Annotated in this window: 18 protein-coding genes; 9 read left to right on the plus strand and 9 right to left on the minus strand. The window is 61.3% G+C overall.

Annotated features, from left to right (window positions below; translation table 11 throughout):
• Positions 1-697 (minus strand): TPM domain-containing protein (locus KGA98_RS11105; protein ID WP_223502344.1); only part of this gene is annotated, 697 nt, incomplete at its 3' end.
• 37 nt (positions 698-734) lie between these two features.
• Positions 735-1,340 carry a LemA family protein gene (locus KGA98_RS11110; protein WP_150717735.1) on the minus strand — a complete coding sequence of 202 codons (606 nt, stop codon included), beginning with the start codon at positions 1,338-1,340 and terminating at the stop codon, positions 735-737.
• 263 nt (positions 1,341-1,603) lie between these two features.
• Between KGA98_RS11110 and bglX the strand changes: the two genes are divergently transcribed.
• Positions 1,604-3,895, plus strand: a complete 2,292-nt coding sequence (gene bglX, locus KGA98_RS11115) for a beta-glucosidase BglX (RefSeq protein ID WP_223502345.1) — start codon at positions 1,604-1,606, stop codon at positions 3,893-3,895.
• Between the two features lie 141 nt (positions 3,896-4,036).
• Here bglX and KGA98_RS11120 read toward each other — a convergent pair whose 3' ends face one another.
• The 5 genes from KGA98_RS11120 to KGA98_RS11140 all read right to left on the minus strand — a co-directional run bounded on the left by KGA98_RS11120 (position 4,037) and on the right by KGA98_RS11140 (position 8,515).
• A complete protein-coding gene (locus KGA98_RS11120) occupies positions 4,037-5,194 on the minus strand; it encodes a phospholipase D-like domain-containing protein (protein WP_223502346.1) in 1,158 nt (385 codons plus the stop codon).
• A 1-nt stretch (position 5,195) separates the two neighbouring features.
• Positions 5,196-5,786 carry a YceI family protein gene (locus tag KGA98_RS11125; protein ID WP_090453580.1) on the minus strand — a complete coding sequence of 197 codons (591 nt, stop codon included), beginning with the start codon at positions 5,784-5,786 and terminating at the stop codon, positions 5,196-5,198.
• Positions 5,787-6,057: 271 nt separating this feature from the next.
• Positions 6,058-6,381 (minus strand): amidase, encoded by a 324-nt coding sequence (locus tag KGA98_RS11130; RefSeq protein WP_223502347.1) that lies wholly within the window; start codon positions 6,379-6,381, stop codon positions 6,058-6,060.
• Positions 6,378-7,472 (minus strand): serine hydrolase domain-containing protein, encoded by a 1,095-nt coding sequence (locus KGA98_RS11135; RefSeq protein WP_223502348.1) that lies wholly within the window; start codon positions 7,470-7,472, stop codon positions 6,378-6,380. Before KGA98_RS11135 ends, KGA98_RS11130 begins: the two co-directional genes overlap by 4 nt.
• 155 nt (positions 7,473-7,627) lie before the next feature.
• Positions 7,628-8,515, minus strand: coding sequence for an acyl-CoA dehydrogenase family protein (locus KGA98_RS11140; RefSeq protein ID WP_223502349.1), 888 nt, complete (start codon positions 8,513-8,515; stop codon positions 7,628-7,630).
• Between the two features lie 155 nt (positions 8,516-8,670).
• On the opposite strand from KGA98_RS11140, the gene olsB reads away from it, so the two are divergent.
• Positions 8,671-9,426 carry an L-ornithine N(alpha)-acyltransferase gene (gene olsB / locus KGA98_RS11145; RefSeq protein ID WP_057400777.1) on the plus strand — a complete coding sequence of 252 codons (756 nt, stop codon included), beginning with the start codon at positions 8,671-8,673 and terminating at the stop codon, positions 9,424-9,426.
• Positions 9,426-10,217, plus strand: coding sequence for a lysophospholipid acyltransferase family protein (locus KGA98_RS11150; protein ID WP_154909678.1), 792 nt, complete (start codon positions 9,426-9,428; stop codon positions 10,215-10,217). The genes olsB and KGA98_RS11150 overlap by 1 nt, the downstream gene beginning before the upstream one ends.
• Positions 10,218-10,325: 108 nt before the next feature.
• On the opposite strand, the gene KGA98_RS11155 is transcribed toward KGA98_RS11150, so the two are convergent.
• The gene (locus KGA98_RS11155; RefSeq protein WP_223502350.1) at positions 10,326-10,904 is read right to left on the minus strand and encodes an ACP phosphodiesterase; all 579 of its coding nucleotides are present in this window, start codon (positions 10,902-10,904) and stop codon (positions 10,326-10,328) included.
• Between the two features lie 170 nt (positions 10,905-11,074).
• Between KGA98_RS11155 and KGA98_RS11160 the strand changes: the two genes are divergently transcribed.
• From KGA98_RS11160 to KGA98_RS11170, 3 genes are read left to right on the plus strand one after another with little or no spacing between them, the layout of a single operon-like run.
• Entirely contained in the window at positions 11,075-11,377 is a 303-nt protein-coding gene (locus KGA98_RS11160; protein WP_008019443.1) for an ArsR/SmtB family transcription factor, read from the plus strand.
• Between the two features lie 34 nt (positions 11,378-11,411).
• Positions 11,412-12,581, plus strand: a complete 1,170-nt coding sequence (locus tag KGA98_RS11165; protein ID WP_223502351.1) for an MFS transporter — start codon at positions 11,412-11,414, stop codon at positions 12,579-12,581.
• A 21-nt stretch (positions 12,582-12,602) separates the two neighbouring features.
• Positions 12,603-13,652 carry an alkene reductase gene (locus KGA98_RS11170; RefSeq protein ID WP_223502352.1) on the plus strand — a complete coding sequence of 350 codons (1,050 nt, stop codon included), beginning with the start codon at positions 12,603-12,605 and terminating at the stop codon, positions 13,650-13,652.
• A 280-nt stretch (positions 13,653-13,932) separates the two neighbouring features.
• Here KGA98_RS11170 and emhR read toward each other — a convergent pair whose 3' ends face one another.
• A complete protein-coding gene (gene emhR, locus KGA98_RS11175) occupies positions 13,933-14,565 on the minus strand; it encodes an efflux system transcriptional repressor EmhR (RefSeq protein ID WP_102672174.1) in 633 nt (210 codons plus the stop codon).
• A gap of 289 nt (positions 14,566-14,854) precedes the next feature.
• Between emhR and emhA the strand changes: the two genes are divergently transcribed.
• The 3 genes from emhA to emhC are packed head-to-tail and all read left to right on the plus strand — an operon-like array spanning position 14,855 to position 20,637.
• Positions 14,855-16,012, plus strand: coding sequence for an efflux RND transporter periplasmic adaptor subunit EmhA (emhA, locus tag KGA98_RS11180; RefSeq protein WP_223502353.1), 1,158 nt, complete (start codon positions 14,855-14,857; stop codon positions 16,010-16,012).
• A gap of 3 nt (positions 16,013-16,015) precedes the next feature.
• Entirely contained in the window at positions 16,016-19,177 is a 3,162-nt protein-coding gene (emhB, locus tag KGA98_RS11185) for an efflux RND transporter permease subunit EmhB (RefSeq protein WP_057716082.1), read from the plus strand.
• The gene (gene emhC, locus KGA98_RS11190) at positions 19,177-20,637 is read left to right on the plus strand and encodes an efflux RND transporter outer membrane subunit EmhC (protein WP_090453567.1); all 1,461 of its coding nucleotides are present in this window, start codon (positions 19,177-19,179) and stop codon (positions 20,635-20,637) included. The genes emhB and emhC overlap by 1 nt, the downstream gene beginning before the upstream one ends.
• Positions 20,638-20,799: the final 162 nt, after the last annotated feature.

Genomic DNA, 20,799 nt, shown 5'->3' on the forward strand with positions numbered 1-20,799 from the left:
CCCCTCCACCGCCGCCGCCAAATCCACCACCGCCAAAGCCGCCCCCGGATCCACCGGAGCCGCCCCGGCCAGCGGGAAGAATACCGAGCATCTGGCACACAAAAACAGTCAGGATGAATAACATCACAAAAAACACGAACAACCCGGGATGCCGCGCGATGAAATCGTCCCCCGGATCGCCTCTGGATTCATACGCCGTGGAGGGTTCGTCCAGGGGGTTGCCGCCCAGCACCACCAGCATCGCCGCTACGCCGTCACTGATGCCTTTACTGAAATTGCCGGTCTTGAATGACGGGGTGATGACCTGGTTGATGATCACCGAACTCTGGGCATCGGTCAGGCGATCCTCCAGGCCGTATCCGACTTCGATACGCAGCCGGCGCTCGTCCCGGGCGATGATCAGCAAGGCGCCGTTGTTCTTGTCCTTCTGCCCGATGCCCCAGTGGCGGCCGAGTTGGTAACCGAAGTCGGCGATGTCGGTACCTTGCAAGTCCGGCAACGTCACTACCACAAGCTGCTCGCCGGTGGCTTGCTCATGGGCCTGAAGCTGTTGGCTGAGCTGCTGGCGCACCGATGGCTCGATCATCTGCGCAGTGTCGACCACCCGCCCGGTCAGCGCCGGAAAGCTCAGCTCGGCGCAGGCAGCGATCGCCACCACCCACAACAACAGCAACAGGCCTGTTTTCAGGACGCGCATTCGCAACCTCTTGCGTGGTGACGCCGATTAGCGCTGTTCAGAATTTGACCTCGGGGGTCTTTTCCGAACCCGGCGTGGCTTCGAAGGTCTCGCGCATCGGCAGGTCGCTATACATCACGGTGTGCCACAGGCGACCGGGGAACGTGCGGATCTCGGTGTTGTATTTCTGCACCGCGAGGATGAAATCGCGCCGGGCCACGCTGATGCGGTTCTCGGTGCCTTCAAGCTGCGATTGCAGGGCGAGGAAGTTCTGGTTGGCCTTGAGGTCCGGATAACGTTCGGAGACCACCATCAAGCGACTCAAGGCGCCGCTGAGCTGGTCCTGGGCCTGTTGGTACTGCTTGAGCTTTTCCGGGTTGTCGAGGGTCGAGGCATCCACCTGGATCGACGTGGCCTTGGCCCGGGCTTCGATGACGGCGGTCAGGGTTTCCTTCTCGTGGGCCGCATAGCCCTTGACGGTTTCCACCAGGTTGGGAATGAGGTCGGCGCGCCGCTGGTACTGGTTCTGCACCTGGCCCCAGGCGGCCTTGGCCTGTTCGTCGAGCGTCGGGATGTTGTTGATGCCGCAGGCGGTCAGCAACGTAGCCAGCATCAGCAGCGTGACGACCTGCAAACGCGAGCGATAGGTTGGACTTACATTCATCAGGATGATGCTCCCTTGTGCATTTCATGAAAAAACCGACCGTGAAACCTTCTGGGCCGGCTCTTGGGGCATAATCGCCCGCGCCTCTGGATTGCAACGGGCCGATGGGCTAAAAAGAGGCCCTGCGCGAAAACGCATCCGCCATCTGGCTGTGGTTTTTTGACTCTGGTCTTTTGAGCCGGCACCCGAACAACAATAGACGCTCCCTAAATTTTGGCTGGCCGGCGTGTACATCGCCGTTTGGGCCCTTGAGAAAACTATTCATGAAGAAGCTGTGTTTGCTGGGCCTGTTCGTCAGCCTGGCCAGTCATAACGTATTGGCCGCCACGACGCCCGCACCCCTGGAGAACAAGGAAGCCTTCGTCAGCAACCTGATGAAGCAAATGACCCTCGATGAAAAAATCGGCCAGCTGCGCCTGATCAGCATCGGCCCGGAAATGCCGCGCGAAATGATCCGCAAGGAAATCGCGGCAGGCAACATCGGCGGTACGTTCAACTCGATCACCCGCCCGGAAAACCGGCCGATGCAAGACGCGGCCATGCGCAGCCGCCTGAAGATCCCGATGTTTTTCGCCTACGACGTGATCCACGGCCACCGCACCATTTTCCCGATCCCGCTGGCCCTGGCCTCGAGCTGGGACATGGACGCCATCGGCCTGTCCGGGCGCATTGCCGCCAAGGAAGCGGCAGCTGACAGCCTCGACATCACCTTCGCACCGATGGTCGACATCTCCCGCGACCCACGCTGGGGTCGTACTTCCGAAGGCTTCGGTGAAGACACTTACCTGGTGTCGCGCATTGCCGGCGTGATGGTCAAGGCGTTCCAGGGTACTGGCGCGAACGCCGCCGACAGCATCATGGCCAGCGTCAAGCACTTTGCCTTGTACGGCGCGGTCGAGGGTGGCCGCGACTACAACGTGGTCGATATGAGCCCGGTCAAGATGTACCAGGACTACCTCCCACCGTACCGCGCCGCCATCGATGCCGGCGCCGGCGGGGTCATGGTCGCGCTGAACTCGATCAACGGCGTGCCGGCCACCGCCAACACCTGGCTGATGAATGACCTGCTGCGCAAGGAGTGGGGCTTCAAGGGCCTGGCCGTCAGCGACCACGGGGCGATTTTCGAGCTGATCAAGCACGGTGTTGCCGCCGACGGTCGCGAAGCGGCGAAGCTGGCAATCAAGGCTGGCATCCACATGAGCATGAACGACACCCTGTACGGCAAAGAGCTGCCAGGGCTGCTGAAGTCCGGCGAGATCCAGCAGAGCGACATCGACAACGCCGTGCGTGCGGTACTGGGCGCCAAGTACGACATGGGCCTGTTCAAGGACCCGTACCTGCGCATCGGCAAGGCCGAGGATGATCCGGTCGACACCTACGCCGACAGCCGCCTGCACCGCGCCGAAGCCCGTGATGTGGCACGCCGCAGCCAGGTGCTGCTGAAAAACCGGAATGACACCCTGCCACTGAAGAAGACCGCGAAAATCGCCCTGGTCGGTCCGCTGGCCAAGGCGCCCATCGACATGATGGGCAGCTGGGCCGCCGCCGGTCGCCCTGCTCAATCGGTGACCCTGTTCGATGGCATGACCAACGCCCTGGGAGACAAATCGACACTGATCTACGCCCGTGGCGCCAACATCACCAGCGACCCGAAAATCCTCGGTTACCTGAACTTCCTCAACTTCGATGCCCCGGAAGTGGTGGACGACCCGCGCCCGGCGAACGTGCTGATCGACGAAGCGGTGAAAGCGGCCAAGGATGCTGATGTGGTGGTTGCCGCCGTCGGCGAATCCCGTGGCATGTCCCACGAATCGTCGAGCCGCACCGACCTGAACATCCCGGAAAACCAGCGCGAGCTGATCCGGGCCCTGAAAGCCACCGGCAAACCGCTGGTACTGGTGTTGATGAATGGCCGTCCACTGACGATCCTCGAAGAGAAGGAACAGGCCGACGCGATCCTGGAAACCTGGTTCACCGGCACCGAGGGCGGCAACGCCATCGCCGACGTGCTGTTCGGCGACTACAACCCGTCGGGCAAACTGCCGATCAGCATCCCGCGTTCGGTAGGCCAGATTCCGACCTACTACAACCACCTGACCATTGGCCGGCCGTTCACTCCGGGCAAACCGGGCAACTACACCTCGCAGTACTTCGATGACACCACGGGCCCCCTGTACCCGTTCGGCTATGGCCTGAGCTACACCGAGTTCAGCCTGAGCGACATGGCGCTGTCGTCGACCACGCTGAACAAGACCGGCAAGCTCGACGCCAGTGTCACGGTGAAAAACACCGGCAAGCGCGATGGCGAAACCGTGGTGCAGCTGTACATCCAGGACGAGACCGGCTCGATGATTCGTCCGATCAAGGAACTGAAGAACTTCCAGAAAGTGATGATCAAGGCCGGCGAACAGAAAGTCGTGCACTTCACCATCACTGAGGACGACCTGAAGTTCTACAACACCCAGCTCAAGTACGCGGCGGAGCCGGGCAAGTTCAACGTGCAGATCGGCCTGGATTCAGAGGACGTGACGCAGCAGAGTTTTGAGTTGCTGTAATCCCTGACACACCGCAAAAACCTGTAGGAGCGAGCCTGCTCGCGATGAGGCCATAACATTCAACATCATTGTTGACTGTCAGGCCGCCATCGCGAGCAGGCTCGCTCCTACAGTAGTTTCAGGGTGTTTGAAAGTTTGCGTTCAACCCCTTCGATTCAGCAGGTTCACCACCACCCGATCCACCCATCCCCACACCCGTTGCTTGACCCGCCGCCACAGTGGCCGGCGCTTCCATTCCTCCAGGCTGACTTGCTCACTCAACCCGAAGTCCCGTTCGAAACTCGCCGCCACCGACCGGGTCAGTCCGGGGTCCAGGGCTTCCAGGTTGGCTTCCAGGTTGAACCGCAGATTCCAGTGATCGAAGTTGCACGAACCGATGCTCACCCAGTCGTCGACCAGGACCATTTTCAGGTGCAGGAAACACGGCTGGTACTCGTAGATTTTCACCCCGGCCCTGAGCAGTCGCGGGTAGTAGCGATGACCGGCATAACGCACGGATGGGTGATCGGTACGGGGGCCGGTCAGCAGCAAGCGCACATCGACGCCCCGGGCAGCCGCCCGGCGCAGGGAGCGGCGGACTTTCCAGGTCGGCAAAAAGTACGGCGTGGCCAGCCAGATTCGTCGCTGACCACTGTTCAGGGCACGCACCAGCGATTGCAGAATGTCCCGGTGTTGACGGGCGTCGGCATAGGCCACCCGGCCCATGCCCTCGCCTATGGACGGCACCCTTGGCAGGCGCGGCAGACCGAAATGCGAAGCCGGTCGCCAGGCACGTCGATGACGGTTGGCAATCCACTGACGATCGAATAGCAGCTGCCAATCGAGTACCAGCGGGCCGGTGATTTCCACCATCACTTCGTGCCATTCGCTGGCGTCTTCCCCCGGAGTCCAGAATTCATCAGTGACACCGGTGCCGCCGACCACGGCCAGGCTCTGGTCCACCAATAACAGCTTGCGGTGATCGCGGTAGAAGTTGCCGACCCAACGTCGCCAGCTCAGGCGATTGTAAAAACGCAGCTCCACGCCAGCGGACATCAGCCGCTGACGCAAGGCCAGGGTGAAAGCGAGGCTGCCGTAATCATCGAACAGACAGCGCACCCGTACACCGCGCTCGGCGGCCTGCACCAATGCCTGGACCGTGGCTTCGGCGCAGGCACCCGCCTCCACCAGATACAGTTCCAGTTCAACCTGCTCTTCAGCCCGGGCAATCGCCACCAGCATGCGCGGAAAAAACTGCGGACCGTCAATCAGCAGTTCGAAGTGGTTGCCTTCACGCCACGGAAAAATCGCTCCGGCCATGTCAGCGCGCCGTGAAAATCAGTACCGCACCCACCGGTACGGAAAGACTGATAGCTGATAAACCGGCCAGTTTGCGCAACGTTTCCAGGCCGGGAGCCAAATCGAAATCCTCGGCGTTGATCACCAGCGGTTCGAGGGTCACCACCTGGAAGCGCCGGTCATCGAGTCGGGTCGCCAACAGTTCGGCCTGGTATTCGTGTTGTTTGCCGTGCAGGTCGACCATCAGCGGCAGGCGCAACTCCAACTGCGCGCCGGGAGCGAGGTCATTGATCGGGCGCAGATCGATTTTCGTGGTGATCATGGCGTCGGGAAACCGGTCGATCTGGAACAGTTCCTTACGCATGCGCTCATCGCGCAACGGGATGCCGCTGTTGATCGACTCCAGCTCGACTTCCACCTGCGCCAGCCCCTCGGGGTCGACCTTGCCGTGCAGCACCAGGAAGCGCTGCACTTCGGAAACATTGGCATTCTTGGTGCTGACAAACGACAGGCGCGAAGACTCGCCATCGAGGTACCAGTCGGCGCGGGCCGACAACGCGGCACCGGCCAGCAGCAGGAAAGTGAGGGTTTGGAAGGTGGAGCGCTTGAACATAGAGACTCGTGGGGCAGATAAACCTGTGCTGAACCTTAACTGGCTTGTCACAGGTTGCAAACTTTCTGTTGCTCCATGAACACATTCCATAGGGCGAGTGAGCTTTTGTGGCGAGGGGGCTTGCCCCCGTTGCGCTGCGAAGCAGTGCTGAAGTCTACAACCAAGTAAGCCTGACGGACCGGAGAGGCTGGCTTTGCGTCTGCTTCGCAGCCGAGCGGGGGCAAGCCCCCTCGCCACAAAAACTCACCACCACCCAAAGCACATACCCCGCTCAAGGCTCCAAACGACAACCCTGGCGCTCGCCGATCCACACCGCGCTGTTGCTGCGGCCCATGCCACTGACCGAGACACGCTTGCCGACCGGGTCATCGGTAAAGCCGCTGGCGGGCAGCCACTGTTTCACATAACCGTGGCAGTACTCGGCATCGTTGTTCATCACGTAGCGGCACGAACAATATTCCTTGGCGGTGTAGGCGCTGATGATGTCGGGGAACGCCCACAGCGCCACCCGCTCGTGCCAGATCCAGCCGAGCAAGGCGATCAGCAGGATCAACAACAGGGAACTGAGCGGTCGACGGCGAATGAAACCGCTCATGGCTGCACCTTCCCGGAAAAGGCCTTGAGCGCGAGCTGGAGCAATTGGTTGTGCCGGTAAGTGCCGTCGCGGTCATCGCCGTAGCGGACGATCACCAGCTGTTCACTGGGGATCACGTACATCGCCTGGCCCCAATGCCCCAGCGCGGCGAAGGTGTCGGCGGGGGCATCGGGCCAGGGTCGTGCCGCGCCCTCAACGGCTCGATTGAGCCACCACTGGCCGCCGGGGACGGCCTCGTCTTGATCGGCGTGATAGTGAGCGAACGGCTCGCGGTTGAACGCCACCCAGTCCCTGGGCAGCAGTTGCCTGTCTGCCCAGCGCCCCTCGCGGGCCATCAACAGACCGACCCGGGCCAGGTCCCGTGCAGTGAGATAGGCATAGGACGAAGCAACGAGAGTGCCCGTGGCATCGGTTTCCCACACGGCTTGGCGGATGCCCAGCGGCTCGAACAGCGCTGTCCACGGATAGTCCGGATAGCGGCCGGGGCCGACGATGGTTTTCAGCGCGGCGGACAACAGGTTGCTGTCACCGCTGGAGTAGCGAAACGCCTGGCCCGGCGCCGCGTACTCGGCATGGGCCGCGGTGAACGCAGCCATGTCGTGGTGACCGCGGGTGTAGAGCATGGCCACTACCGAAGACTTCAGCGGTGCGTATTCGTAGTCTTCCTGCCAATCCAGGCCCGAGGCCCAGTGCAGCAGGTCGGCCATGGTCAGGTCGGGGTATTTTTGCAGGGGCGGATAAAACTTCGCCACAGGGTCGCCGAGTTTGAACAAGCCTTCGCCGTAAGCCACACCGAGGACCGCGGCCATCAGGCTCTTGCTGATCGACCAGGTCAGGTGCGGCGTCTCGGCCGTCGTTGGGCCGGCGTAGCGTTCGTAGATCAACTGGCCGTCGCGGATCACCAGCAAGGCATCGGTGCGAATGCCCTGGCGAGTGGTGTCATCGCGGGATGGGAAGGCATAGGCCTCCAGGGCTTGAAGCGCCGGGCCAGCGGGCGTCGGCGCGGTCGGCCATTGCTCGGCGGGCCAGCTTTCAGCCTGGGTCGTGAGGCTGAGCAACAGCAGGAAAATCAGGGACAGGCCTTTGGGCATGACGGGGGCTCGAAGATTGAACCTGCTGAGCCTAGTCGAGGTTGATGACAGTTCAGGAATTCATGCTGCCAATCAGGCCGCCATCGCGAGCAAGCTCGCTCCCACAGGAGAATGCATTCCAAATGTGGGAGCGGGCTTGCTCGCGAAGAGGCCAGTCAGGGCAGTGAAGATTGCGCCAATGCCTTCGCCAACCGCTTGCCCCGCGCCCCTGCCGCCAAATCCATCACCGCCTGATCCCGCTGCCACATCGCCGCCCACTCTTGAGGCCCTCCGGCCAGCGCTTCATTCACCTCAGCCTTGAGCCCTTCGAACTGCGCAAACAACCCGCCAAGCAACACATGCCCGGCCGGATGGGTGGGTGGCTGGCGGCTGGTTTCCGCGCACCCCGCCAGCAACCCCAGCAACCGCAATTGCAAGCCTTGCGGCCAATCGCATTCCTGGCCGACGCCATACAACCACGCTGTCATGGCGCTCAGCACATAGATGTCTTCCAACGTTCGGAACGGTTTGACGTAAGCGTCCCAACCATCCCCTGCGAGCAACTCGCACAGCGCGTTATCCAGAAACAACCGGCCATGGCTGATGTCCGGCATCAACGGGAGCGGCGCCAGCTTTTCCACCCGCACACCCGGCTCATCGCGATAGATCACCGCCAGGCTCAAGCGTGGGTCGGCGCCGGGCTCCTCGCTGCGCGCCGCCACCAGCAGCCAGTCGGCGGCATTGCCGGCGGTGACGAAATCCTTGCGTCCGCTCAGACGCAAATCGCTCAGTCGGGTTTGCATATCGGCCGGGCGCAGGCTGCCCTGCTCGGTGGCGCACAACGCGCCCAGGCTCAGTGGCGCGCTCGGCCAGAGCATGCGCAAGGCCGCCTGATACCCCACCAGAAACGCTTGCCCCGGTGTCGCCATCAACCGCCCGCCAAGCACCGCCAATTCAAACGGAGTGACCGTTCCCAACTGCTGCAACAAGGTCGCGAAACCTTCCGCCAGATCCGGGTTGGCGGGCAAGCGATCACGGCGGTTCAACAGGGTTTGCCAGGGCATAAGAGTCTCCTCGAAGGCTGTCATATAAGCATCACCAAAGCTTAATGGCGATGACACCGGGGCTACATAGCCTGACTTTGCACAACACGGCTAGACAAAGAAAGTCGATTCGCTGTAGCCCAAAGACGGGTGAGCAGCCCGCACGGAGATTCGCCATGACTCAGATCGCCCGCATCAGCGACACCGGCAACGAACGCCGCCTGCAAGCCGAACGCCTGGTGGGCGCCGAGGCTCTGCAGGAAGCCCAGGCCTTGCGCTTCAACGTGTTCAGCGGCGAATTCAACGCCAGGCTCAAAGGCGCTGAACTGGGTCTGGACATGGATGACTACGACGTTCACTGCGCCCACATCGGCGTGCGTGACTTGAATACCGGGCGCCTGGTGGCAACCACCCGTTTACTCGACCACACGGCTGCCAGCAGCCTGGGCAAGTTCTACAGCGAAGAAGAGTTCAGCCTCCACGGCCTGGTGCACCTGCAAGGCCCGATCCTGGAAATCGGTCGCACCTGTGTCGACCCAGCCTACCGCAATGGCGGCACCATCGCCGTGCTCTGGGGCGAACTGGCCGAAGTCCTGAACCAGGGCGGCTACAGCTACCTGATGGGTTGTGCGAGCATTCCGATGCAGGATGGCGGCGTGCAGGCCCACGCGATCATGCAGCGTCTGCGCGAACGCTACCTGTGCACCGAACATCTGCGCGCCGAGCCGAAAAACCCGCTGCCGAGCCTCGACATCCCGTCGAACGTGATCGCCGAAATGCCACCGCTGCTCAAGGCCTACATGCGCCTGGGCGCGAAGATCTGCGGCGAGCCATGCTGGGACGAAGACTTCCAGGTCGCCGACGTGTTCATACTGCTCAAGCGCGACGAACTCTGCCCGCGTTATGCCAAACACTTCAAGGCGGCTGTGTAATGGGCCGGTTGCGGGTGTACGCGCGAATCGCGCGAGTGCTGATGGTAGTGACGCTGGGCTTGGGCATGGCCAGTGTGTTCGGGCTGTTCGAGCGCTTGGGCATGGCCCATTCGATGGCGCGCCGGCAACGCTGGTCGCGGTTTTTCATGGCCCGCCTGAGCAATGCCCTGCCCTTCGACGTGACTGTCCACGGCGAGTTGCCGAAGGCACCGATGCTCTGGGTCAGCAACCACGTGTCCTGGACCGACATCCCGCTGCTGGGCATGCTCACGCCGCTGTCGTTCCTGTCCAAGGCCGAAGTGCGCACCTGGCCGGTAGCCGGCTGGTTGGCGGCCAAGGCCGGCAGCCTGTTTATCCGCCGTGGCTCGGGTGACAGCCAGTTGATCCGCAAGCAGATGACCCGTCACCTGGAACAGGCACACCCGCTGCTGATGTTCCCCGAAGGCACCACTACCGATGGCCGTTCGCTACGTACTTTTCACGGCCGCCTGCTGTCCGCCGCCATCGATTCAGAAGTGGCAATGCAACCGGTGGCGATTCGTTATGTGCGTGACGGCGAGCCTTGCGCGCTGGCGCCGTTCATTGGCGACGATGACTTGCTGTCGCATCTGATGCGGTTGTTCGCCAATGACCGTGGCGGCGTGGAGATTCATCTGCTCAAGCCAATCGCTTGCGAAGGCCGGGAACGCGCGGCATTGGCGTTCGAGGCGCAGCAGGCGGTGCAGAAGGTGTTGTTCGGGGCGATTCCCGAAAAACAGCAAGTGCCGATGCGTCCCGCGATTGCCGCTTGAACACATGCCATCTGTGGGAGCGAGCCTGCTCGCGAATGCGGTGGATCAGTCGACATCAACGTTGGATGACAGACTGCATTCGCGAGCAGGCTCGCTCCCACAATGGATTTATGTGCCAGTGTGGTTCCGGGCAAAATCCTGAAGCTGCGGATAGAACAACCGAAAGTCCTCGCTCAACGGTTCATACAACCGCCGCAATTCCTGCATTGCCGCCGCCAGTTCCTCCGGTCGGGTCAGGCGTCGCGAGATCCCGCGCAACACCTGCTCCAGCACTTCGAATTCCTGATACGAACCCAGCCAGTCATTGGCCACCATGTGCGGCGCAATCTTCGCCAGCCGCTCCGGCAATTGCCGTTCGCTGGACAGCACCCGGTAAACGTCCGAAGTGAACAACGCCAGGGGCCGGTCGGCATACAGCGTCCAGTCCCGGGCCAGGCAATGGTCGAAAAACACATCGAGCACAATACCCGCGTAGCGACGACGGGTCAGGGAGAAACGCGACAACGCGACGTCCACCAGCGGATGGCGGTCGGTGAACACGTCGATGCTGCGGTGCAACTGGATAGCCCCCTCGATATCCGGAGCGAACTGCCCTTGCAGGCGTCCCTTGACGAAATCGCCATACAGACTGCCGAGCAATTGGCCGGGACGCTGGCCACCGAGGTGAAGATGTGCGAGATAGTTCATGGGCGCAGCTTAGCACTGCCCCCTTGTCTTGTTACACTCAACATATCGTTATAACTCGATATACCGAAATGTGAGTTGGTCAGAGCCAAATCATATTTGTATATCGCGAAATACCGATTTAAAGTTCGCCTCATCGCGATATAGCGTTTTAAACATCACGAGCCCACATCATGACCATCAATCTCGACGAAATAATAAAAGCCCTGGCACACCCAGTACGGCGAGACATCCTGCACTGGCTCAAGGACCCGACCGTCGAATTTCCCGACCAGTCCCACAGTAACGAGCACGGCGTTTGCGCCGGGCAGATCGATCAACGTTGCGGCCTGTCGCAGTCCACGGTGTCCGCACACCTGGCGACCCTGCAACGCGCCGGCCTGATCAGCAGCCGCAAAGTCGGCCAGTGGCATTTTTTCAAACGCAACGAGGAAACCATCCAGGAATTCCTCAAAACCTTCAGTAAAGAGCTCTGACCCTTAACGTCAGTCGGCCGACAAGGAATTAAACATGCCCCTCTCGCTACTCATCCTGGCCTTGAGCGCCTTCGCCATCGGCACCACCGAGTTCGTCATCATGGGCCTGCTGCCCAACGTGGCGGCTGACCTCGGTGTGTCGATTCCCGGTGCCGGCTGGCTGGTGACCGGTTACGCCCTGGGCGTGGCCATCGGCGCGCCGTTCATGGCACTGGCCACCGCCAGACTGCCGCGCAAGGCAGCCCTGGTGGCGTTGATGGGCATCTTCATTGTCGGCAACCTGCTTTGCGCAGTGGCCGGCGACTACAACGTGCTGATGTTTGCCCGTGTGGTCACCGCCCTCTGCCATGGCGCCTTCTTCGGTATCGGTTCAGTGGTAGCCGCCGGCCTGGTGCCTGCGAACAAACGCGCTTCGGCCGTGGCCCTGATGTTCACCGGCCTGACCCTGGCCAACGTCCTCGGCGTACCGCTGGGCACTGCCCTCGGTCAGGAAGCCGGCTGGCGTTCGACCTTCTGGGCCGTGACCGTGATCGGTGTGATCGCGCTGATCGGCTTGATCCGCTTCCTGCCGGCCAAGCGTGATGAAGAGAAACTCGACATGCGCGCCGAACTGGCCGCACTCAAGGGCGGCGGCATCTGGCTGTCCCTGAGCATGACCGCGCTGTTCGCCGCCTCGGTGTTCACCCTGTTCACCTACGTCGCCCCGCTGCTCGGCGAAGTCACCGGCGTTTCGCCCCGTGGCGTGACCTGGACCCTGATGCTCATCGGCCTGGGCCTGACGGTCGGCAACATCATCGGCGGCAAGCTGGCCGACAAAGGCATGGCCGCGACGCTGATCGGTGTGTTCGTCACCATGGCCGTGGTGTCCACCGTGCTGACCTGGACCAGCGTCGCGCTGATCCCTACCGAAATCACCCTGTTCCTCTGGGCCACCGCGTGCTTCGCCGCCGTACCGGCGCTGCAAGTGAACGTGGTGACCTTCGGCAAGGCCGCACCGAACCTGGTGTCGACCCTGAACATCGGCGCTTTCAACATCGGCAACGCCTTGGGTGCCTGGGTCGGCGGCAGTGTGATCGCCCACGGCTTCGGCCTGACCAGCGTCCCCCTCGCCGCAGCGGCCCTGGCGGTACTCGCCCTGCTGGTCACCCTGATTACTTTCCGTCAGAGCGGCAATCCCGACCTGGCCCCAGCTACTTCTAACTGATCTCCAAAAGAGAGCCACTAAATGACGACTATTTTCGATCCGATCAAACTGGGCGACCTCGAGTTGGCCAACCGCATCATCATGGCGCCACTGACCCGCTGCCGCGCCGACGAAGGCCGCGTGCCCAACGCGCTGATGGCCGAGTACTACGTGCAACGTGCCACCGCCGGCCTGATCCTCAGCGAGGCCACTTCGGTGACCCCAATGGGCGTCGGCTACCCGGACACCCCGGGCATCTGGTCCAACGATCAGGTGCGTGGCTGGTCCAACGTGACCAAGGCTATCCATGGCGCGGGCGGCAAGATCTTCCTGCAACTGTGGCATGTGGGTCGCATTTCCCACGGTTTGTACCTGAACGATGAAGCCCCGGTCGCCCCGAGTGCCATCCAGCCCAAGGGCCACGTCAGCCTGGTTCGTCCGCTGGCCGACTTCCCTGTGCCGCGCGCCTTGGAAACCGCTGAAATCGCCGACATCGTCGACGCTTACCGCGTCGGTGCCGAGAACGCCAAGGCCGCCGGCTTCGACGGTGTGGAAATCCATGCCGCCAACGGTTACCTGCTCGACCAGTTCCTGCAAAGCAGCACCAACCAGCGCACCGATAACTACGGCGGTTCCCTGGAAAACCGTGCCCGCCTGCTGCTGGAAGTGACCGACGCCGCCATCGAAACCTGGGGCGCCGGCCGCGTGGGTGTGCACCTGTCGCCACGCGCCGACCTGCATGACATGGGCGACGACAACCTGGCCGAAACCTTCACCTACGTCGCAAGCGAACTGGGCAAGCGTGGCATTGCCTTCATCTGCTCGCGGGAGAAAGAAGGTGCCGACAGCCTCGGCGCACAACTCAAGGAAGCCTTCGGCGGCCCCTACATTGCCAACGAGCGTTTCACCAAGGACAGCGCCAACGCGTTGCTCGCCAGTGGCCAGGCCGATGCAGTCGCCTTCGGTGTACCTTTCATTGCCAACCCTGACCTGCCGGCACGCTTGCAGGCTGACGCGCCGCTGAACGAAGCGCGTCCGGAACTGTTCTACGCCAAGGGCCCGGTCGGTTACATCGACTACCCGACGCTGTAATCAGCAACAGTGGAAACGCAAAAGCCCCGACTCGAAAGAGCCGGGGCTTTTTGTTATCTGACGGTTTGACACTATCCACTAATGTGGGAGCGATCATCCCCGATTATTGGCAGGTGCTCACGGCACTCGACACAAATTCCCTACAAATTACTGAGTTTGCTACCTGTCAACCTGCCGAACGTAAGTATATAAAAGCACCCCATTGTCGAAGGGCGCGTGAAGAACTGTTCATCTGCGGCTTCAACGGTTGACACACAAGGCGCCGATTACGCATTTTGCTTTATTTGCGCAGGCTGGGGCTAAAGCGCAACAGATCCAGCCCGGTATCGACCCAACGCTCGGCTTCGGCGTGCAATTCAAAACTGTCGGGGGCCAGCAGCCACTGGTACAGGATGCCATCAATATAAGCATGCAAGCTGATCGCCGCGCGGGCGGTGTCGAGGTTTTCCGGCAACTGACCGCGATTCACTGCATTACTCAGGGCCAGGCCGATCCGCACATTGCATTCGAGGCTGGCTGACACCCGTTGTTGGCGCAGGTCGCACATTTCATCGGTGAATTCGCACTTATGAAAAAGAATCTCATTGATGCGTCGGGTTTTCGGGTCCAGCGCAATTTGATGAAACAAATGAATCAGCAACTTTCGCATGCAGCCCAGAGGATCGAGTTCGTCTTCGCTCTCGCTGGCCTTGGCCATTTCTTCCAGCGGCTCATGCAGAGTGTCGAGCATGGCCTGCACCAGATCCGCCTTGTTGCTGAAATGCCAGTAGATGGCCCCTCGAGTGACGCCGGCCAGGGTCGCGATGTCCGCCAGGGTCGTGCGTGCCACGCCTCGCTCGAAAAAGGCCTTTTCGGCCGCCACGAGAATTTGCGCGCGGGTTTCCTGAGCTTCCTCTTTGGTACGACGGACCATGGCAGTACAACCTCAATCAGGGTGCTTCAGCGGTGCCTGAACATCAGCTGAATAAAAGTGGGGCGAACGTTCTGGGGGTTCGTCCCCGGCCTACAATTCCAACCTTTCAACGGCTTGTGTAGCGGCTTGTGTAGCGGCTTGTGTAACGGCGTTGATACGCAGCCTGGGTATTTACAAACAGCCATGTACGTAAGTATATTCCTTAGCAAGCTACTTATCCACTCGGCAAACATTTTTCAACCTTCCACCTTTCTAGTGCGCACCTTGCGTGCCTGACCCGAGGATTTTCATGCAATTCAAGCCAGCTGTTACCGCTCTGGTCGCCGCCGTCGCCCTGGCATCGCTGCTCAGCGGATGCAAAAAGGAAGAGGCAGCACCGGCCGCCCCACCGCCTCAGGTCGGCGTCGTGACTCTGCAACCTCAAGCTTTCACCCTGACATCCGATCTGCCCGGCCGTACCAGTGCGTTCCGCATTGCCGAAGTCCGCCCGCAGGTCAACGGCATCATTCTCAAGCGCCTGTTCAAGGAAGGCAGCGACGTCAAGGCTGGCCAGCAGCTGTACCAGATCGATCCGTCGGTCTATGAAGCGACGCTGAAAAGCGCTGAAGCCAACCTGCGCTCGACCAAGTCGATTTCCGACCGCTACCAGCAACTGGTCAACGAACAAGCCGTAAGCCGTCAGGAATACGACACCGCCGTGGCCAACCGCCTGCAATCGGAAGCCGCGTTGCAAACCGCGCAGATCAATGTGCGCTACACCAAGGTCAACGCCCCGCTGACCGGCCGCATCGGCCGTTCCTCGGTGACCGAAGGCGCGCTGGTCAGCAATGCCCAGGCCGATGCGATGGCGGTGATCCAGCAAATCGACCCGATCTACGTCGACGTGACGCAGTCCTCGGTCGAGCTGCTGCAACTGCGCCGTGAGCTGGAAAGCGGTCGCCTGCAAAAGGCTGGCGATAACGCAGCCTCGGTCAAGCTGACCCTCGAAGACGGCAGCGAGTACAAGCTGGACGGCAAGCTGGAGTTCTCCGAAATCTCGGTTGACCAGACCACCGGTTCCGTCACCCTGCGCGCCATTTTCCCGAACCCTGACCACACCCTTCTGCCTGGCATGTTCGTGCACGCCAAGTTGCTGGCCGGTGTGAACAGCGCGGCGATCCTGGCCCCGCAGCAAGGCGTGACCCGCGACCTCAAGGGTACGCCGACCGCACTGGTTGTCGGCCCGGACAACAAGGTCGAACTGCGTCAACTCAAGGCCAACCGCACCGTCGGCAATCAATGGCTGATCGAAGACGGCCTGAAGGCCGGCGATCGCCTGATCACCGAAGGTCTGCAATTCGTCAAACCTGGCATCGAAGTCAAGGCCAGTGAAGCGACCAACGTAGCCGTAAAGAACCCGGCCCCCGCCCAGGTAGCTGATAAAGCCTCTGGCGGCAAAGGGGAGTAAACCATGTCGAAATTTTTTATCGACCGTCCGATTTTCGCCTGGGTAATTGCCCTGGTGATCATGTTGGTCGGGGCACTATCGATCCTCAGACTGCCGATCAACCAGTACCCGAGCATTGCGCCTCCAGCGATCGCCATCTCCGTGGCCTACCCGGGTGCTTCGGCACAAACGGTTCAGGACACCGTGGTTCAGGTGATCGAGCAACAGCTCAACGGTATCGACAACCTGCGTTATGTCTCGTCGGAAAGTAACTCCGACGGCACCATGACCATTACCGCGACCTTCGAACAAGGCACCAACTCCGACACCGCGCAGGTCCAGGTCCAGAACAAGCTGAACCTGGCCACCCCGCTGCTGCCGCAAGAAGTGCAACAGCAAGGTATCCGCGTCACCAAGGCGGTGAAGAACTTCCTGTTGGTGATCGGCGTGGTGTCGCGTGACGGCAGCATGACCAAGGACGACCTGTCCAACTACATCGTGTCGAACATGCAGGACCCGATCTCGCGGACCGCCGGTGTCGGCGACTTCCAGGTGTTCGGTTCCCAGTACGCCATGCGAATCTGGCTCGACCCGGCCAAGTTGAACAACTTCAACCTGACCCCGATCGACGTCAAGACCGCTATCGCCGCGCAAAACGTCCAGGTGTCGTCCGGCCAGCTCGGCGGCCTGCCTGCCCTGCCCGGCACCCAGTTGAACGCGACCATCATCGGCAAGACCCGCCTGCAGACCGCGGAAGAGTTCGAAAAGATCCTGCTCAAGGTCAACAAGGACGGTTCCCAGGTTCGCTTGAGGGATGTTGCCGAAGTCGGCCTGGGGGGTGAGAACTACAGCATCAACGCCCAGTTCAACGGTGCCCCGGCTTCCGGCCTGGCCGTGAAACTGGCCACCGGTGCCAACGCGCTCGATACCGCCAAGGCCCTGCGCGCGACCATCGACAGTCTCAAGCCGTTCTTCCCGCAAGGGATGGAAGTGGTGTTTCCGTATGACACCACTCCGGTAGTAACCGAATCGATCAAGGGCGTGGTTCACACCCTGGTCGAAGCGGTCGCGCTGGTGTTCCTGGTGATGTTCCTGTTCCTGCAGAACTTCCGCGCCACCATCATCACCACGATGACCGTGCCGGTGGTATTGCTCGGTACATTCGGCATCCTCGCGGCTGCCGGTTTCAGCATCAACACCCTGACCATGTTCGGCATGGTGCTGGCCATCGGCTTGCTGGTGGACGACGCCATCGTCGTGGTGGAAAACGTCGAACGGGTGATGAGCGAAGAAGGCCTGTCACCCAAGGAAGCCACCAAGAAGTCCATGGGCCAGATCCAGGGTGCGCTGGTCGGTATCGCCCTGGTGTTGTCGGCGGTTCTGCTGCCGATGGCGTTCTTCAGCGGTTCCACCGGTGTGATCTACAAGCAGTTCTCGATCACCATCGTCTCGGCCATGGCCCTGTCGGTGCTGGTCGCGCTGATCTTCACCCCGGCGCTTTGCGCCACCATGCTCAAGCCGATTCCCAAAGGCGAGCACGGCGTACCCAAGCGTGGTTTCTTTGGCTGGTTCAACCGCAATTTCGACCGTGGCGTTCGCAGCTACGAGCGCGGTGTCGGCAATATCCTGCAGCGCAAGATCCCGTATCTGCTGGCGTACCTGCTGATCGTGGTTGGCATGATCTGGCTGTTCACCCGCATTCCAACGGCGTTCCTGCCGGAAGAAGACCAGGGTGTACTGTTCGCCCAGGTGCAGACCCCGGCCGGTTCGACGTCCCAGCGCACCCAGGTGGTCGTGGACGAAATGCGTGAATTCCTGCTGCGCCCTGGCAAGGATGGCGGCGAAGGCGATGCGGTGAACTCGGTGTTTACCGTGACCGGCTTCAACTTCGCCGGCCGTGGCCAGAGTTCGGGTATGGCGTTCATCATGCTCAGACCGTGGGACGAACGTAACGCCGACAACAATGTGTTCAAGGTGGCGGCCCGTGCCCAGCAGCACTTCTTCACCTTCCGCGATGCCATGGTGTTCGCCTTCGCGCCACCGGCGGTACTGGAACTGGGTAACGCCACCGGTTTCGACGTGTTCCTTCAGGACCGTGCCGGTATCGGCCACGAAAAACTGATGGAAGCGCGCAACCAGTTCCTCGGCATGGCCGCACAAAGCAAGATTCTGTCTCAGGTGCGTCCGAACGGCCTGAACGACGAACCGCAATACCAGCTGGAAATCGATGACGAGAAGGCCAGTGCCCTGGGCATTACCATCGCCGACATCAACAACACCCTGTCGATTGCCCTGGGCAGTAGCTACGTCAACGACTTCATCGACCGTGGCCGGGTGAAGAAGGTGTACGTGCAAGGCCAGCCAGGCGCTCGAATGGGCCCTGAAGACCTGCAGAAGTGGTACGTGCGCAACAGTACCGGCAACATGGTTCCGTTCTCGGCGTTCGCCAAGGGCGAGTGGATTTACGGTTCGCCGAAACTGGCCCGTTACAACGGCGTGGAAGCGATGGAAATCCTCGGTGCCCCGGCGCCAGGCTATTCCACCGGTGAAGCCATGCTCGAAGTCGAGGCCATTGCCAAGAAACTGCCGGCGGGTGTCGGTATTTCCTGGACCGGCCTGTCGTACGAAGAGCGTCTGTCCGGTTCGCAAGCACCAGCGCTGTACGCCCTGTCGCTGCTGATGGTGTTCCTGTGTCTGGCGGCGTTGTATGAAAGCTGGTCGATTCCGATCGCGGTGATGTTGGTTGTACCGCTGGGGATCATCGGTGCGCTGATGGCCACCAGCCTGCGTGGTTTGTCCAACGACGTGTACTTCCAGGTAGGTTTGTTGACGACTATCGGTCTGGCGGCGAAAAACGCCATTCTGATTGTCGAATTTGCAAAGGAATTGCACGAACAAGGGCGTAGCCTGCGCGATGCAGCGATCGAAGCCTGCCGCATGCGTCTGCGACCGATCATCATGACCTCGCTCGCCTTCGTCCTCGGTGTGGTACCACTGGCGATATCCACCGGTGCGGGCTCCGGTAGCCAGCATGCAATCGGTACCGGCGTAATCGGCGGTATGATCACGGCCACTGTGCTGGCGATCTTCTGGGTCCCGCTGTTCTTCGTCACCGTGTCGTCCATTGGCCAGCGCAAAATCGCCGACCAGGATGACGCTATTGAAACTTCTAAAGAGGCTGGCTAATGAGCAAGTCGCTACTCTCCCTGGCAGTCGCCGCCTTCGTGCTCGGTGGCTGCTCGCTGATACCTGACTATCAGCAGCCCGAAGCGCCGGTGGCGGGCCAGTACCCGCAGGGCCCGGCGTACTCGCCGGCCCAGGCACCGGCGCAAGCGGCTGCCGAGCAGGGCTGGAAGCAGTTTTTCCATGACCCGGCGCTGCAACAGCTGATCCAGGTTGCCCTGGAAAACAACCGTGACCTGCGTGTCGCGGCCCTGAACATCGACGCGTTCGCGGCTCAATACCGCATCTCCCGTGCCGATCTGTTCCCGGCCGTCTCGGCCAATGGCAGCGGCAGCCGTCAGCGGCTTCCGGCTGATGCTTCCCAGACCGGCGAAGCCGGCATCACCAGTTCCTACTCGGCAACAGTTGGCGTCAGCGCCTATGAACTCGACCTGTTCGGTCGGGTTCGCAGCCTGAACGAAGAAGCGTTGCAGAAGTACTTCGCCACTGAAGAGGGTCGCCGCAGCACGCAGATCAGCCTGGTGGCCAGCGTGGCCAATGCCTACCTGACCTGGCAGGCCGACAAGGAACTGTACAAGCTGACCCAGGACACCCTCGCCGCCTTCGAGGAGAGCTACAAGCTCACCGCCCGCAGCAACGAAGTCGGCGTCGCCTCGGCCCTGGACCTGGCACAGTCGCGCACCTCGGTGGAAAACGCCCGTGCGCAACTGGCCAAGTACACCCGTCAGGTCGCCCAGGACGAGAACAGCCTGGTGCTGCTGCTCGGCACCGGTGTCCCGGCCAACCTGCAAGCGGCCAAACCACTTGACGACGACCTGCTGAGCGACGTTCCACCCGGCCTGCCGTCGGACCTGCTGCATCGTCGTCCGGACATCCTTCAGGCCGAGTACAACCTGAAGGCCGCCAATGCCAACATCGGCGCGGCGCGGGCTGCGTTCTTCCCGAGCATCAGCCTCACGGCCAATGCCGGCACCCTGAGCCCGGACCTGTCCGGTCTGTTCAAGGGTGGTTCGGGCACCTGGTTGTTCCAACCGCAGATCAACCTGCCGATCTTCAACGCCGGCGCCCTGAGCGCCAGCCTGGATTACTCGAAAATCCAGAAAGACATCGGCGTGGCGAACTACGAGAAGTCCATTCAAACGGCCTTCCAGGAAGTCGCCGACGGCCTGGCTGCCCGCCAGACCTACGTCCAGCAGTTGCAGGCACAGAAAGATTTCGTCAGTGCCAACCAGGACTACTACCGCCTGGCCGAGCGTCGCTACCGCATCGGTGTCGACAGCAACCTGACTTTCCTCGATGCCCAGCGTCAGCTGTTCAGCGCGCAACAGGTGCTGATCACCGACCGACTGGCGCAGCTGGTCAGCCAGGTCAACCTGTACAAGGCCCTGGGTGGTGGCTGGAACGAACAGACGGCGAAGAACGAGCCGTTGAAAGAAGAAGCGCCGAAGATGAAGTATTTCTGATAGCGCTGTAAAAACGAGAAGCCCACCGATTGGTGGGCTTTTTGTTGGCTGCGGGAAAAGGTGTGTTCTCAGTGATGGCCCCATCGCGAGCAAGCTCGCTCCCACAGTGGACTTACAGCGTGCATAAGATTTTTGCCAAACCCGGCCACCTGTGGGAGCGAG

The organism is Pseudomonas sp. BF-R-24 (assembly GCF_019947335.1).
Taxonomy (GTDB): domain Bacteria; phylum Pseudomonadota; class Gammaproteobacteria; order Pseudomonadales; family Pseudomonadaceae; genus Aquipseudomonas; species Aquipseudomonas jessenii.

What these genes read in the sequence shown, in the direction of transcription:
- KGA98_RS11110 (WP_150717735.1), bottom strand. Translation starts at nt 1,340, where the DNA reads ATGAATGTAAGTCCAACCTATCGCTCGCGTTTGCAGGTCGTCACGCTG.
- bglX (WP_223502345.1), top strand. Translation starts at nt 1,604, where the DNA reads ATGAAGAAGCTGTGTTTGCTGGGCCTGTTCGTCAGCCTGGCCAGTCAT.
- KGA98_RS11120 (WP_223502346.1), bottom strand. Translation starts at nt 5,194, where the DNA reads ATGGCCGGAGCGATTTTTCCGTGGCGTGAAGGCAACCACTTCGAACTG.
- KGA98_RS11125 (WP_090453580.1), bottom strand. Translation starts at nt 5,786, where the DNA reads ATGTTCAAGCGCTCCACCTTCCAAACCCTCACTTTCCTGCTGCTGGCC.
- KGA98_RS11130 (WP_223502347.1), bottom strand. Translation starts at nt 6,381, where the DNA reads ATGAGCGGTTTCATTCGCCGTCGACCGCTCAGTTCCCTGTTGTTGATC.
- KGA98_RS11135 (WP_223502348.1), bottom strand. Translation starts at nt 7,472, where the DNA reads ATGCCCAAAGGCCTGTCCCTGATTTTCCTGCTGTTGCTCAGCCTCACG.
- KGA98_RS11140 (WP_223502349.1), bottom strand. Translation starts at nt 8,515, where the DNA reads ATGCCCTGGCAAACCCTGTTGAACCGCCGTGATCGCTTGCCCGCCAAC.
- olsB (WP_057400777.1), top strand. Translation starts at nt 8,671, where the DNA reads ATGACTCAGATCGCCCGCATCAGCGACACCGGCAACGAACGCCGCCTG.
- KGA98_RS11150 (WP_154909678.1), top strand. Translation starts at nt 9,426, where the DNA reads ATGGGCCGGTTGCGGGTGTACGCGCGAATCGCGCGAGTGCTGATGGTA.
- KGA98_RS11155 (WP_223502350.1), bottom strand. Translation starts at nt 10,904, where the DNA reads ATGAACTATCTCGCACATCTTCACCTCGGTGGCCAGCGTCCCGGCCAA.
- KGA98_RS11160 (WP_008019443.1), top strand. Translation starts at nt 11,075, where the DNA reads ATGACCATCAATCTCGACGAAATAATAAAAGCCCTGGCACACCCAGTA.
- KGA98_RS11165 (WP_223502351.1), top strand. Translation starts at nt 11,412, where the DNA reads ATGCCCCTCTCGCTACTCATCCTGGCCTTGAGCGCCTTCGCCATCGGC.
- KGA98_RS11170 (WP_223502352.1), top strand. Translation starts at nt 12,603, where the DNA reads ATGACGACTATTTTCGATCCGATCAAACTGGGCGACCTCGAGTTGGCC.
- emhR (WP_102672174.1), bottom strand. Translation starts at nt 14,565, where the DNA reads ATGGTCCGTCGTACCAAAGAGGAAGCTCAGGAAACCCGCGCGCAAATT.
- emhA (WP_223502353.1), top strand. Translation starts at nt 14,855, where the DNA reads ATGCAATTCAAGCCAGCTGTTACCGCTCTGGTCGCCGCCGTCGCCCTG.
- emhB (WP_057716082.1), top strand. Translation starts at nt 16,016, where the DNA reads ATGTCGAAATTTTTTATCGACCGTCCGATTTTCGCCTGGGTAATTGCC.
- emhC (WP_090453567.1), top strand. Translation starts at nt 19,177, where the DNA reads ATGAGCAAGTCGCTACTCTCCCTGGCAGTCGCCGCCTTCGTGCTCGGT.